We start from the raw sequence: 13916 nt of genomic DNA, 5'->3' as shown, positions 1-13916 counted from the left end.
TCTACCCCTTTATAACAGCTATCATGTTCATAATTTTATTTGTAAATTTTATAATCTCCTGCAGCATCCAATTGCCACCAATAACTAAAGTCAATGCTATTACTATTAATTTCGGAACAAATGTAAGCGTTTGTTCCTGTATTTGTGTAGTTGCTTGGAATATACTTACTAGTAGCCCAACTAGAAGTGCCAAAATAAGTATCGGTCCTCCTACTAACATGCTTGTATATAAGGCCTCTTTTACTATACTCATAACCATATTTTCAGTCATAATATTTTCTCCTCGCTATGAAAAACTTAACAGCAATGATTTAATTAACAAGTTCCATCCATCCACCATTATAAATAGTAGTAATTTAAACGGAAGTGAAATCATAGCTGGAGGAAGCATAAACATTCCCATAGACATAAGTGTACTTGATACAACTAGGTCTATTAATAAAAATGGCAGATATATTAAAAACCCTATTTGAAAGGCCGTTTTTAACTCACTTATTGCAAATGCTGGAACTAGTACATATAAAGGTAAATTTTCCCTCGTTAGTTCCTTCTTGTCGATATCTGCACTATCTACAAACAACTTTATATCTTCTTCTCTAGTCTGATTTAATAAAAACTTTTTTATAGGAACTTGTGCTTCTTCTATAGCTTCTTCAAATTTAATTTCTTTTTCCAAGTATGGTTGCACTGCGCTTTCATTTATTTCATTCATGGTCGGAGCCATTATAAATATCGTCAATACAATTGCAATCCCTGTCAATACCTGGTTTGGTATAGATTGTTGAGCACCTAATGCCGACTTTAAAAACGAAAATGTGACGATTATCCTTACAAAACTCGTCATCATGAAGACTGCAGTTGACAAAAACATTAGAAGTGTCAACATGATAAACATTCTTATTAAAGGAGTGAATTCTTGATTATTAGCTACCAAATCAACTAAGTTTTCCATCTTTTTTTCTCCTTTAACTCTGATTTTTTTCTAACTAGGTTCATTTTTTCATTAAAACTCTTTAATTTAACTTTTGACTCTTCCTTTAACCCCTCTATATTGCTTATTTCTTCTTTACTTAATTCTTTTATCTTTTCTATACTAGAACTCGATGATACTATCACACAACCTTCATCACCAATTTTTAGTACAAAGACATCTGTATCCTTACTTAAGGTTGTTCTTTCCAATACTTTCGTGTATTTGTTTAGGCCTATATTTCCTATATTCGTTTTGCTAAGTCTTATTGAAACAACTATTAGAATAATAGTAATAGGTACAAATACAATTAAGTTTATTATATATTGCAATACATTATCCATTTATCTATTCTTACTTCTCCTTTTGCTCAACGATTAATATATCAACCCTTCTATTTATACTTCTGTTTTCTTCTGTATTGTTTTCAACTAGTGGCTTATACTCTGCATATCCTTTTACTGAAAATCTAGTTGGATTAATTTCTTTAGTTTCTACGAAATATCTTACAATACTAACGGTCCTCGCAGTTGAAAGTTCCCAGTTAGATTTAAAATATTCATTATTTATAGGTATATTATCTGTATTTCCCTCTATAAGAACATCATTGTCTATATTTTTTATTACTGTTGTTATCGTATTTAAAATATTCCTGCTATAATCTTTAAGCACTGCCTCTCCTGAATCAAAGAGTATAGTCTCATCGAGTTGAAGTACAACTCCCCTCTCTTCTTCTCTAATTTTTACAACATCAGTTAATGCATTTTGTTCTATTACGGTATTTAACTTTTCTGCCAAATTCTCATAATCAGACTTACCTTCTCCAACTTTTAGATTTTCAATATTTTCAAGTTCTGTTATCTTAGTAGAGCCTTGTAAAGATTTTTTCATGGCTTCTGCTAATTTATTTAGTTTTTGGCTGTCTACTACTGATATTGAGTATAATAATATAAAAAATGTAAGAAGAAGAGTTATTGTATCTGCATAGGTATCCATCCACCCATTCGTGTTGATATCTTCACCTTTCTTTTTTCTACGCGACATCTATTCCTTCTCCCTTTTCATTAACTTCTCTATTGTAATAAGCCTTCATTTCTGACTTATTTAAATAAGTCACCAACTTTTCTTCTATTACCCTTGTGCTGTCCCCATTTTGTATACTATTAATACCACTTAGCATCATTTCCATATACTCTACTTCTTTTTCTCCCTTAGTCTGTACATTAAATCCTATAGGGTTTAATACAGCATTTGCAAGTATAGCTCCATAGAAAGTTGTTATAAGTGCCTTTGACATTCCCGATGCTATTGTATCTGGAGTACCTAGGTCAGCTAACATCTGTATTAATCCTATAAGTGTTCCTACCATACCAAATGCAGGAGCATAGGATCCCCAGATTTTAAATATCTTAGATCCTCTATCATACATATTTTCTACTGAGTATATCTCTGTTTCTAATATCTCTTTGGTATCCTCTGCCTCTATACCGTCTATAATCAACTCTAATCCTTTTTTTAAGAACTCATCCTCTATTTCTGATACTTCCTGTTCTATAGATAAAACACCGTCTCTTCTTACTTTTCTTGATATCTCTTTAAACTGGTCAATTAAGTCCATTTTGTATATATTATTAGAAGTAAAACTTATCTTTATAACTTTAGGTACTTCTTTTAAATCCTCTAATGAAAATGTCACCAATACAGCGGCCAATGACCCTCCTAAAGTTATAGCAATGGACGGAATATCTACAAATGAAGATATTCCCGTATCCCCTTGCGCAATACCAAAGAACATTACTGCAGCAGCAAATACTAGTCCTATTGGTGTTAAAATATCTTGCTTTTTCATTTTTGTCCCCCTTTAATTATCTCTTAAGGTTTATTATCTCTTGTAAGAGTTCGTCGCTAGTTGTTATAACCTTACTTGAAGCCTGGAAAGCTCTTGTTGTAACTATCATCTCTGTAAATTCTTCTGATAGGTCAACGTTAGACATCTCTACAGCCCCTTGATTTACCTTTCCATAAATATCCGTTACTATTGGATCACCTGAGTTGGCTGAAACTGAGTAAAGATTCCCTCCTAATAGTTCTAACCCTTCTGGATTTTGGAACACCGATACTTTTAAAATTTGTTGCGTTTTTGGATCTACATGTCCCAAGTTATCTATTTTAGGCATCTTTGTCCCATCATTTAAAAGGTACGATATTTTACCTTCCTTTGATATATTAAATGAAAGCACCTTTTTGGTAACCCCTCCTACAATTGGCTTATCAGCAGGCTTTCCATCTGCTCCAACTACAGGTGTAACTCCATCTGCTTGGAAATGAAATTCCTTAGGTATTTTAATTGGTTCAAGCTCATCAGGCTTTCCTGGTTTTTTACCTAAAACCATGTATCCTTCAGCAGTAACCAAATTTCCATTTAAATCTAAGCTAAATGAACCATCCCTTGTATATGCTAACTGCCCTGGTCCTACCTGAATTGTAAAAAATCCATCTCCATCTATAGCCAAATCTGTCGGTCTACCTGTAGGTTGTATCGCCCCCTGAACCATATTTTTAAACATTCCACTTACCTTCGTTCCTATACCTACTTGTCCTGGGTTAACCCCACCTATTCCACCACCTGGAACACTTGCATATATCAAATCTTGGTATAATGCATCTGAAAACCTAGCTCCAGTTTTTTTATAAGCTGTAGTTCCCACGTTTGCAACATTGTTACCGACAACGTCCATTTTCGTTTGATTTGCTTTCATCCCACTTATTCCTGAATACATCGATCTTAGCATAGAATCTACTCCCCTTTATTCTCTATATTTATATTTTTACCACTCACTTTTATTAAAGCTCCAAACTCAACTGGTACAACTTCTCCTGTTTTATCATTTTTTAAATCCATATATACAATCCCATCTTTTATATGGATGCTCTCAACTACTCCAGTTATTATTTTAGTTTTTGTATTTTCTTCTTTATCATTTTCTATATCATCTTTGCTTTCAGCTACATCATATGCTTCAATATGTTTACCTATTAAATTTGAAGCTGAACCCATAGCTGAGTTTACCAAAAGTCCATTAGTCATACCTATAAGATTTTCCATATTATCATTAAGTGTCATACTTTGCTCTAGTTGATTGAATTGAGCCAACTGAGTAACATACTGAGTTGGATCTTGAGGATTAAACGGATCCTGATTTTTCATTTGTGCAACTAGCATCTTTAGAAATATTTCTTTATTGTTTTCCTTACCTGCTTCTATTATTGGAGTACCATTTTCAGTTTTATTAGCCACTGTGGCTCCTCTATTGTTAATTGTTAAGTTGCTCATAACATATCCCCTAAATTAAAATATTTAAGCTATCTTCTTTAGCTTCTTTGACCTCTTCTATACCTTCAAACTCTAAAGTCCTATACTTATTTTTTCTTTTCTCGTTTTGTTGGTTTTTTCTATTAAATTCTTGGTTTAAATTATCAGAAAAAGCATTTTTGCTATCTCCCTTTATATCAACAGAGACTTGCTTAACATTTATATTTAAATCGTTTAAATGCTTTGTTATTTCCCCTATGTTCTTGTTAACTAAGTTAAATACGTCTTCCTTGCTTATAGTTATTGATAACTTTGTTTCTTCTGGGTTTTTTATAAGTTTTATAGTCATATCACCTAATTCTCTTGGACTTATCTTGATTTTTATTTCCTCAAGTCCATTTGACTTTAGATATTTAACTGTTTTTACAATGTCATCTCCTATAAATTCCTGCCTTATTTCTTTTACAGGTATATTTTCTAATAAACCATCACTTGAAATGCTTGTATTATTAGATACTGTATTATTTGGTATTATAAAATTATGGTTATCTTTTCTATCAACTATCCCCTCTAAGGTGTCTAGTTCTTTATCTCCTTGGTTTATATCCTCACTTTTAAGAATATTTCCTCTGTTTGCGATTGTGCCAAGTTCTAATTGCTGATAACTGCCTTCATTTTTTGAACTACCAACTTCACCAAAGCTTTCTAAATTTTTTAATCTAGAGTTGTCTAATTCTAATTTGTCAGTTTTTGATAGATGATTTGTATATTCTAGATCACTATTATCCTTAGAACTCAAAATCTCTTTTATCTTATCTGATAACTCACTTTTTAAATCTGATATAGAGTTTGAATCTAAATTTTTATCTTTTAAAGTTTTTTCAAACAAATTATTAAGTGCTACCTTGCTTTCTTCATTATTTTTCATAATATCAATTAGAGACTTTAAATCTAAGTTTGTAAATCCCTCAAATAAATCGCTATAATCCCCACCTATTAGAGTTTCAAACTTGTCTATATTGTCTGATTGCATAAATACTTGTAGACTACTCAATATATTTTGAAGTAAATCATAATCAATTTCCTTTTTACCTTTATCTGTATCAATATCCAATTGAATGTCTTTTATTTGAGTTTCTAATCCTTTAAAAAAATTAGTAAATTCATTTTTACTATCACTTAACTCCGCACTACCGGTATTTTTATTAAAACAATTTGTGAACTGTGTTGAAATATTAAAATTCATATCCATATAAAATCACCCCTTTATGAGGCATTTGCTTTTTTTCTTATATGTGCATATAAGGCAAACTCATCATTAGTTATTTGTTCTACTCTTTCTTCTTCCTTCTTTAATCTATTTGATTCATTTTCTTTAAGAATCTCTAATGACTTTCTCTTTATCTGTCTTTCTATTAATTCTTCTTTTCTTTTTTGTACTGTTAGTTTTTCTCTTTCTAATTGCTCATTAGTTACTTTTATTGATTGAGTAAGTGATGCTAAATAGTTTATTGTTATCTTTTGAGTAACTACATCAGATACACTACTTATATCTGAGTACTTTTCATAATTTAACTCTAAATTTCTTAAATTATCTTCAACTAATTTTTTTTGATTTTGTGCCTTAGTATAATTTAATTTGCTTTCCTCTTCATCCTTTATCTTTATGTCTAGTAACTTTTGAAGTTTAAACTTAAATTTACTCAACCACTCTTCCCCCTTGATCAAACATATTGATTAGTAACTCTCTACTGATTTCAAATGGAGTGCTTTCGTTTACACCCTGCTTTAAGTATTCATTTACAGTATCTATGTACTTTATAGCTGTATCTATATTTTTATTAGATCCATGTTCATAAGCACCTATATTTATTAGGTCTTCTGCCTCTTTATATGTTGCAATTATGTCTCTTGCAAAAGATGCAGCATTATTGTGTTTATCATCAGAAATTTCTTTCATAAGCCTACTTATACTATTTAAAATATCTATAGCAGGATAGTGGTTTTTATGTGCCAGGTGTCTAGATAAAACTATATGTCCATCTAATATCCCTCTAACAGTGTCCGCTATAGGTTCATTGAAGTCATCTCCATCTACTAGCACAGTATAAAACGCAGTTATCGATCCTTTTTCTGATAATCCAGTCCTTTCCATCAACTTCGGTAGCATCGCAAAAACTGATGGCGTGTATCCTTTTTGTGCTGGAGGTTCACCTATAGCTAGTCCAACCTCTCTTTGAGCCATTGCAAATCTTGTTACTGAGTCCATCATCAATATAACTTTTTTGCCTTGGTCCCTAAAGTACTCCGCTATAGATGTAGCTGTTAAAGCCCCCTTTAATCTTACAAGAGGAGATTTATCAGAGGTAGCACACACTACCACTGATTTTTTCATACCTTCTTCCCCAAGGTCTCTTTCTATAAAGTCTAGTACTTCTCTTCCTCTTTCTCCTATTAATGCAATTACATTTACATCAGCCTCAGCAGTTCTTGCCATCATGCCTAGGGTTGTACTTTTTCCAACACCACTACCTGCAAATATACCTATTCTCTGTCCTTCTCCACAAGTTAAAAAACCATCTATAGCTCTTATTCCTGTGGGCATTATATTTGTTATTCTAGGTCTTTTCATAGGATCCGGAGGTTCATTAGACAAGCTATATCTCTCTCCTAATAAAGTTACATTATCATCTATTGGATTTCCTATACCATCCAATACCTTCCCTAGAAGTTCATCACTACATTTAACACTAAGAGGTATTCCCTGTGCTACAACCCTACATCCAGGTCCTATGCCACTTAGCTCTCCAAGGGGCATTAATATTACCTCTCCGTCCCTAAAACCAACGACTTCACAATTTACAGGGTTATTTAAATTATTGTAAATAGTACACAATTCCCCTACAAAGGCTTTTATACCCTCAACCTCAATTGTAAGTCCTATTATTTTTTTTACTTTTCCTTCACAAATCACCGGTGGAATATCCCTAACTTTTCCTATTATTTTTTCAAAATCTATATCAATCATAATAACTCCTCTTTTACCTTGTCCAGTACACTATCTATTCCAATTACTAGTCTACCTTTTGAGCTATCTATAATTGCATTTCCTTCTTCTACAGATTCATCTGATAATATGAAAACATCTCCATTTATCTTGTAATCTTCTTTAAGTTCTAGGATTTGTGAGTCTAAGTTTTTCTTGTATAGTGGGTTTACCTTTACAACGAAGTTTTCCTTAAGTGAATATTCTTCAATGATACTGTCTAATAAGTTATTCATAGAAGATGGATCACTAAATTTTTCTCTTAAAACTTGTTCTGCTATACTTATACTTAAATCAAGTATATTTGTCTTGTTATTTTTGATATAATTTTCAAGCTCATCTTTAGCTTCAATAAGCATATTATTAGCATTTTGTATTATTTTTTCAGCCTCTTCTTTTGCCTTTTCTATATTGTCTTCATAGGCCTCTTTATATCCATCTTCATACCCATTTTTAAGCCCCTGGCTATGGCCTTGTTCATATGCTTTTTTCTCTATGTTTTCAACTTCCTGTTTACTTTCTTGTATTAATCTTTCACTTTCTAGCTGTGCAGATTCTAAAATTTCATTATACTTACTTTCAGCTTCTTCTAATTTTAATTTTATTTCTTCTTCTCTAGCTGCAAATTCTTCTTCCAACTTATAATTTAATTCATTATCCATACCCTGATTTTGTGGTGTATCTTGAAAAGTTTTCAAAACCTTTTTTCCTTTAATTTTTATATTTTTTGCCTTAATTACATTACTAGATAATAAATTCATCGTCTGATCCTCTTGATAAAGTTATTTCACCTGCATCATCTAGCCTTCTAATCACATTTACTATATTCTGTTGAGCCTCTTCAACTTGAGAAATTTTAATCTTACCTAATAAATCAATTTCCTCCTTAAGTGCTTGAGACGCTCTTTGTGATTGATTTTTAAATATAGCATTAGAAACCTCTTTAGATGATCCTTTAAGTGCAAATGCAATGTCTTTAACATCAACTTCTTTAAGAATTCTTTGAATAGCTGTATTTTCAAGCCTAACAATATCATCAAATATAAACATATTCGCTTTAATTTCTTCAGCCAATTCATCGTTTCTTTCCTCAATGTATGCAATAATGCTTTTTTCTGTCTTTCTGTCAACACTGCTTAGTATATCAACTAAACTATCAACACCACCTGAGTTTTCTATTTCTCTTTGTCCTAATTTGGATAACTTAGCTTCTACAGCCTTGTCAATAGCCTTTATAACAGCTGGAGATACAGAAGAAGTTGCTCCTATTTTTAGGGAAACCTCATTCTTGATTGCATCAGGCAACTCACTTAAAATCGTAGCCGCCTTATCTGATTGAATATGCGATAGAATTATGGCTATGGTTTGAGAACTCTCTCCTTGTATACAAGCTAGTATCTGTTCTGCCTCTGCTTTCCTTGCTGCCATAAAGACCTTTGTATAAGCATCATATTTTATACCTTCTAAAAGTTTGTTAGCCCTTTGATTTCCAAGAGCTCCATTAAGTAAAGATTGTGCAAAATCTATACCGCCTTCTAACACAAATTCCTTCCCTTTGTTTAATTCTATAAATTCTTGAAGTATTTCCCTTCTTTCCCTTGCATTAACTGTACTAATATTTGCTATTTCTACACCTATTTTTTGTATTTTCTTATCTGATAAATTTTTTATTATACCTGCAGCTACATCGGTTCCTAATGTCATTAAAAGCACAGCTGCTTTTCTTGAACCAGTGACCTGTCTTACCTTAGGTATATCGCCTAAATCAAAGGCATTACCTGATTTAATAACTTCCTTTTGCAAAATAAACTACCACCTTCTAGTCATTTAACCAACTATTAATCAATTCTGTAACTTTTTCTGGATTTTCAGAAGCATAGTTTCTAACTTCTTCTTCTAAAGTTATGTTTTCTTCTTCATCTTCAAAAATACCGTTTTGTCTATTTCTTTCCATCTCTTCTAACTTTTTATTTATTAAGTCTAAGTCAGAATCAACATCAACTTCATCTTCAACATTCGATCCTTTTCTCTTCTTAATTATAAACATTGTAATCAATGCGATTACTATAAGTGCTAGAAGTCCAGCAACTATATAACCTGTTGTCTTTAACACTTTTGCTACCTCTTTATCCTTGTCTAGAGCATCTTTGTCATTTTGTCCAAAGTCCATAGCTACAACTGCAACATCATCGCCCCTTTTATCTTCCATACCGATAGTATTTGCCACCATGTCTTCAACTTTTTTTATAACACCTGCCCCTACTGCGCCATCAATAGCCACAGATGCAGTTATTCTTTTAACTTCACCTTGTGCTGTTACAGTTTTTGTTTCTACTTTTCCAACTTCATATTCAATATCTTCTTCTTTGCTTTCATTTAAATCTTTTTTTGCATTTCCCATGTTATTCATGTTATTGTCTACTGCCCCACCTGCTTTAGCATCTTCAGTGGACTTGTTTTCATTTTTGGACTCTCTTTTAATTACCTTATTTGGATCTATTACTATTTCTGTCTTTTCGCTACTGTCAAAGTTTAAGTCGGCATTTACCTTTGCCTTTACCTTACCTTCTCCAAATATAGGTTCTAAAAGCCCTATTATAGATCTTTCTAAATCTTTGCTAAGTTCTTTTTCGGCATTTCTAGCAATATTAATTCCATTTGAGTCAGCCGATCCAACCTTACCATTTTCATCAAATAATCCCTCTGAAAGCAAGGTCATATTTTGGTCTACTACCTCTACATTTTGTTTAGGTATATTTTTACTACTTGCAGAAACCAAAGACATTATAGATCTTATTTGATTTGCATCCAAATTCGCACCTGGATTTAGTTCTATATAAACTGCAGCAGTACCTGGTATGCTTTCCTTTGAAAAAACTGATTCTTCCCCTTTTGTGATATGTACTCTTGCACCGTTAACTTGTGGAAAAGTCTTTATAGTTTTTTCTATCTCCCCTTGCATCATTCTCTGTTTTTTTATTTCGAATTCTTCATCAGTAAGTCCAAATGATGAACCCTGATCCATTATTTCAAACCCCTTAGATCCATTGGATATACTATCTGACAGTTCAAGTCTTAGCTTATCAACTTCTTCCTTAGGTACATATATGCTGTCTCCCTCTATTTTTGTCTCAATCTTTTTACTCTCTAATTCCTTAGTAATAGCAGCTGCATCATTTGGATCTAGTCCGGAGAAAAGTACCTTGTACTTATTATCATTAATATATTTAACCCCAAATAATATCGCTAAAATAACAGCTACAACACCAATTATAATTGCTATCTTTTTCTCCTTTTTAAGTTCCTTAAATTGGTCTTTTTTATTCTTTGTAGAATCTTTCGCTTTTTTTATAATTTCCTTTATGTTCATTTATCTGCTCCTTGTTAATAGACCTACAGCTGTACTCCATTTATTTCCTGGTATGCTTCATACAACTTATTCCTAACCTCTAACATAAGTTGCATCGACATTTGAGACTCTTGTACAGACAGCATTACATCATGCATAGTCACATCTTCTCCTTTTATAAGAGATTCAATCATGTTATTCGCATTTACTTGAGTATCATTTACTTTACTTATAGCTGCATCCATAATATCTATAAAGCCTAAATTATTTTTTTTATTATCTAACTCCTGATTTTTATTTACCTCAGGATTTTTTATGGCTTGAGTAAATATATTTGAGTCCATCTTTATACTATTTATCCCCTGTAATCCACCTATCACTTGCATATTTCACCTCATTTACTATCTTCCTATTTCTAAAGCCTTTGATATCATACTTTTTTGGGCATTTAATGTATCAACATTAGATTCATATGCCCTAGATGCTGCTATCAAATCAGACATCTCTACTAACAAATCTACATTAGGATATTCAACATATCCCTGTGCATCAGCATCAGGATGGTTAGGATCGTATAATTTTCTAAGAGGAGATTTATCCTCTTCTATTGATACTGTTTTAACCCCCAACATTCCTAGTTTCTTATCATAGTTCTCAGCAAAGGTAGCTACCTTACGCTTATATGCTCCTCCGTCCTCAGTTCTTGTAGTCTTAACATTTGCTACATTGGACGATATTACATCCATTCTCATTCTCTCTGCGGATAATCCACTTGCACTAATCCTCATGCCACCAAATATATTCATCTAACTACCTCCCAGATATAACGCTCTTTGCCATGGCTATTTTAGTGTTTGTTAAGCTGACTAAGGCATTATATTCAAGAGTAGTTGCTGCTTGATTGACTTTTTCGTTTTCTAAGTCAACATTATTCTCATCTTCTCTCATAATATATCCTTCATCAGTTTTAACCTCTATTTCAGGTTCCTTCATCTTGTCGTCTAGAGTTTCCTCAAAGGTAACATACTTTCTTTTATATGCTACAGTGTTTATATTTGCAATGTTGTTGGCAATCACTCTGCCCCTTAGTTCCGTGGCATCTAGCCCCATCTTCATTAAATTATATGTTTCCATATTATTCCCCCTTTATTAAATAAATAGTTAATTACCTCTTATAACTAACTAGTAAAAACAACTTTTTTATATGTAATTATCAATTATTAGATATTTTTAATTTTGTAGGTAAAAATCCTATATGCTATTGATATATTTCTACCTCTTTTTTCATTATACAACTTTTTTATATTTTTCTACCATATTTTATTTTTATTTTTTCTAAATTCGACAATTGTTTACATTTTTTATCTATAATTTATAATTTTCAAAAATAAATCTACCTAATTATTAAAAAAAATATACCATAAAGAGAGTATATTTTTATCGTTGATGATAACAAACAGTTTCTTAACTCCTTGGCAACTGGCTGGCTTGGTCTATAACTTTAGCCCCTTTAGTTTTGCGTCACTAAATTTCTTTAGGTTTGCTTATTTAGTTATTATTATTACTATATTTTAATTACATAATAGTTAATATCAAGACTTTTATCAAGTATTTACGTCAGTTTTTTTAAAAACTTAGGTATTTTTTGTATATTCCTAATTTTTTGTTGTAAAATGTAATATTTATGCTTATATCTACATAATAAATCTAATTCGCTTTTATATAATACATTTCTTCAAATAAAAAAGCTTTGAGCATATGATATAATTCATACGTTCTAAGCTTTCGAGTACATTATTTCACTAAATCAATATATTTATAATCATCCCACTGTCAATACTTCCCTCAATAAATATAAAATCAAGAGGGTTTAGTATTATTTTCTCACTTATGTATTCCTCAGATTCCTTATAACTTTCGATACTCTTTTCCGTGGATTCAATATCCCTTTTATTTCTGTCAACTTCACTTTCCAAACTTAGTAACCTGGACTTATATTGAGCCAATTTATTTTTTATATAATTTATTTTGTTTAGTGCTTCATCTACAACACTTAGTATACTTTCGTCTCCTTTTATATACTCTTTCTCTGATTCATAATCATCATTTAACTCGTCAACTTCTCTTAATATCTTTTTTATTTTTATTTTTTGCTTTGTTTCCTCTTGTTTCCCGTTTTCTATAGCCTGTATATAGGTAGATCTAACTTGTTTTAATATATTCTCCATATCCCCTACTTTTTGCTCTTGAAGTTGAATTAAAGAGATTTTTTCTTGTATATTTCTTTGATCTTTATTTAATATACTTGCTTTATTTTTTATGTTTTTGTATATATCATTGTTTGTATTTTTGTTTTCTTTTCTTTGAATTTTAGTATTGTTTTTATCATCGTTTTGCATTTTTACCAGTTTACTTATCTCACTTTGCATATTTGAGCCCTGATCCATCTTTGGATCATAACTTTTTAGATATGCCTTTTCTCCTATAATTATCATAATCTAGTCCCCCAATATATATTGTACAACTTATTATAATATATTTTTCACTAAATACCCTTTATGCAAAAACCTAGCTCTATATTAAATATCTCGATACTTTTATATGAAAATTAATATCTAAATGTATTATACGGATGGTTTTCAATATGTTTTAATGTTTTATCCATTTTATAAATATATTTTTTATATTCTATTGTTAGAGTACTAAATTTAGGAGAAAGTGATGATTATAATACTGTGGTGTGAATGTGGCTATAAAAAGGCCTGTAACTATATAAGCTCCTTGAATTGGCTGTATAATATTTAGCGTTGATGGTAATAAAAAATCCATAATTGTCGTTAGACAAAAATGGACTAATTACTATCAGCGCTATTATTTTTTAAAAAAATAAAGAACACATGTCAAACTCGTTGTATAATTAAGTCACGACAACAAAAAAACAAGGAGGCTTAACATGTGTTCAAATAATATTATATCAAATATTCTAGGAGTTAGCGATAAAAATTTAGTATTTACAGGAGATGGAATTGAAAAAATAAGAGGTATTGAGTTTAAGGTATTAAACGCAGTGCTTACATATGTTCCAAAAGCATGCTCTAAATGCGGTTGCGTAAATGAAAATTATTCAGTAGTGAAAAATGGAAGACAAATTGTTAAAGTAATTTTAAATAGGTCAGGTAATAACCCTCTTATGCTTAAAATAAAAAAACAAAGATTCTACTGCAAACACTGTAATGAG

The 13916-nt window shown here is 31.3% G+C and carries 18 protein-coding genes and 1 riboswitch; of the genes, 1 reads left to right on the top strand and 17 read right to left on the bottom strand.

What is annotated here, in order from left to right; genetic code table 11:
* Position 1: 1 nt before the first annotated feature.
* The 17 genes from fliQ to BUB34_RS05825 form a co-directional block, all read right to left on the bottom strand.
* Positions 2-271: a flagellar biosynthesis protein FliQ gene (gene fliQ, locus BUB34_RS05905; protein WP_073125294.1), complete on the bottom strand. Its 270-nt coding sequence runs from the start codon at positions 269-271 to the stop codon at positions 2-4.
* A 15-nt stretch (positions 272-286) separates the two neighbouring features.
* Positions 287-952: a flagellar type III secretion system pore protein FliP gene (gene fliP / locus BUB34_RS05900; protein ID WP_073125291.1), complete on the bottom strand. Its 666-nt coding sequence runs from the start codon at positions 950-952 to the stop codon at positions 287-289.
* Entirely contained in the window at positions 940-1314 is a 375-nt protein-coding gene (locus BUB34_RS05895) for a flagellar biosynthetic protein FliO (RefSeq protein ID WP_073125288.1), read from the bottom strand. Before BUB34_RS05895 ends, fliP begins: the two co-directional genes overlap by 13 nt.
* 10 nt (positions 1315-1324) lie before the next feature.
* Positions 1325-2014 (bottom strand): OmpA/MotB family protein, encoded by a 690-nt coding sequence (locus BUB34_RS05890; RefSeq protein WP_073125285.1) that lies wholly within the window; start codon positions 2012-2014, stop codon positions 1325-1327.
* A complete protein-coding gene (locus BUB34_RS05885) occupies positions 2004-2819 on the bottom strand; it encodes a motility protein A (RefSeq protein WP_073125282.1) in 816 nt (271 codons plus the stop codon). Before BUB34_RS05885 ends, BUB34_RS05890 begins: the two co-directional genes overlap by 11 nt.
* Before the next feature lie 16 nt (positions 2820-2835).
* Positions 2836-3762, bottom strand: a complete 927-nt coding sequence (locus BUB34_RS05880) for a flagellar hook-basal body protein (RefSeq protein ID WP_073125279.1) — start codon at positions 3760-3762, stop codon at positions 2836-2838.
* A 5-nt stretch (positions 3763-3767) separates the two neighbouring features.
* The gene (locus BUB34_RS05875; protein ID WP_073125276.1) at positions 3768-4304 is read right to left on the bottom strand and encodes a flagellar hook assembly protein FlgD; all 537 of its coding nucleotides are present in this window, start codon (positions 4302-4304) and stop codon (positions 3768-3770) included.
* Between the two features lie 10 nt (positions 4305-4314).
* Positions 4315-5535 carry a flagellar hook-length control protein FliK gene (locus tag BUB34_RS05870; protein ID WP_073125273.1) on the bottom strand — a complete coding sequence of 407 codons (1221 nt, stop codon included), beginning with the start codon at positions 5533-5535 and terminating at the stop codon, positions 4315-4317.
* Between the two features lie 14 nt (positions 5536-5549).
* Complete coding sequence (gene fliJ, locus BUB34_RS05865) at positions 5550-5990, bottom strand: flagellar export protein FliJ (protein WP_073125270.1); 441 nt, start codon at positions 5988-5990, stop codon at positions 5550-5552.
* Positions 5983-7311 carry a flagellar protein export ATPase FliI gene (gene fliI, locus BUB34_RS05860; protein WP_073125267.1) on the bottom strand — a complete coding sequence of 443 codons (1329 nt, stop codon included), beginning with the start codon at positions 7309-7311 and terminating at the stop codon, positions 5983-5985. The genes fliJ and fliI overlap by 8 nt, the downstream gene beginning before the upstream one ends.
* A complete protein-coding gene (locus BUB34_RS05855) occupies positions 7308-8090 on the bottom strand; it encodes a FliH/SctL family protein (protein WP_073125264.1) in 783 nt (260 codons plus the stop codon). The genes fliI and BUB34_RS05855 overlap by 4 nt, the downstream gene beginning before the upstream one ends.
* Positions 8074-9132: a flagellar motor switch protein FliG gene (gene fliG, locus BUB34_RS05850; RefSeq protein WP_143153330.1), complete on the bottom strand. Its 1059-nt coding sequence runs from the start codon at positions 9130-9132 to the stop codon at positions 8074-8076. The genes BUB34_RS05855 and fliG overlap by 17 nt, the downstream gene beginning before the upstream one ends.
* 16 nt (positions 9133-9148) lie before the next feature.
* Positions 9149-10699 carry a flagellar basal-body MS-ring/collar protein FliF gene (fliF, locus tag BUB34_RS05845; protein WP_084120228.1) on the bottom strand — a complete coding sequence of 517 codons (1551 nt, stop codon included), beginning with the start codon at positions 10697-10699 and terminating at the stop codon, positions 9149-9151.
* 23 nt (positions 10700-10722) lie between these two features.
* Positions 10723-11064 (bottom strand): flagellar hook-basal body complex protein FliE, encoded by a 342-nt coding sequence (gene fliE / locus BUB34_RS05840; protein ID WP_084120225.1) that lies wholly within the window; start codon positions 11062-11064, stop codon positions 10723-10725.
* Positions 11065-11079: 15 nt separating this feature from the next.
* On the bottom strand, positions 11080-11484 hold the full coding sequence (gene flgC / locus BUB34_RS05835; RefSeq protein ID WP_073125262.1) for a flagellar basal body rod protein FlgC: 405 nt from the start codon (positions 11482-11484) through the stop codon (positions 11080-11082).
* Between the two features lie 4 nt (positions 11485-11488).
* Positions 11489-11812, bottom strand: a complete 324-nt coding sequence (locus tag BUB34_RS05830) for a flagellar basal body protein (protein ID WP_073125259.1) — start codon at positions 11810-11812, stop codon at positions 11489-11491.
* A gap of 337 nt (positions 11813-12149) precedes the next feature.
* Positions 12150-12233: riboswitch (cyclic di-GMP riboswitch) on the bottom strand.
* Positions 12234-12480: 247 nt separating this feature from the next.
* Positions 12481-13173 carry a hypothetical protein gene (locus BUB34_RS05825; protein ID WP_073125256.1) on the bottom strand — a complete coding sequence of 231 codons (693 nt, stop codon included), beginning with the start codon at positions 13171-13173 and terminating at the stop codon, positions 12481-12483.
* A gap of 458 nt (positions 13174-13631) precedes the next feature.
* Here BUB34_RS05825 and BUB34_RS05820 point away from each other — a divergent pair.
* Positions 13632-13916: transposase family protein (locus tag BUB34_RS05820; RefSeq protein WP_143153329.1), on the top strand; the 285-nt coding region annotated here is incomplete at its 3' end.

Origin of the sequence: Asaccharospora irregularis DSM 2635 (assembly GCF_900129815.1) — a bacterium.
In the GTDB taxonomy this organism is placed as follows: domain Bacteria; phylum Bacillota; class Clostridia; order Peptostreptococcales; family Peptostreptococcaceae; genus Asaccharospora; species Asaccharospora irregularis.
Note: the sequence above shows the minus strand (reverse complement) of the source record. Positions and strands in the feature narration are given on the sequence as shown.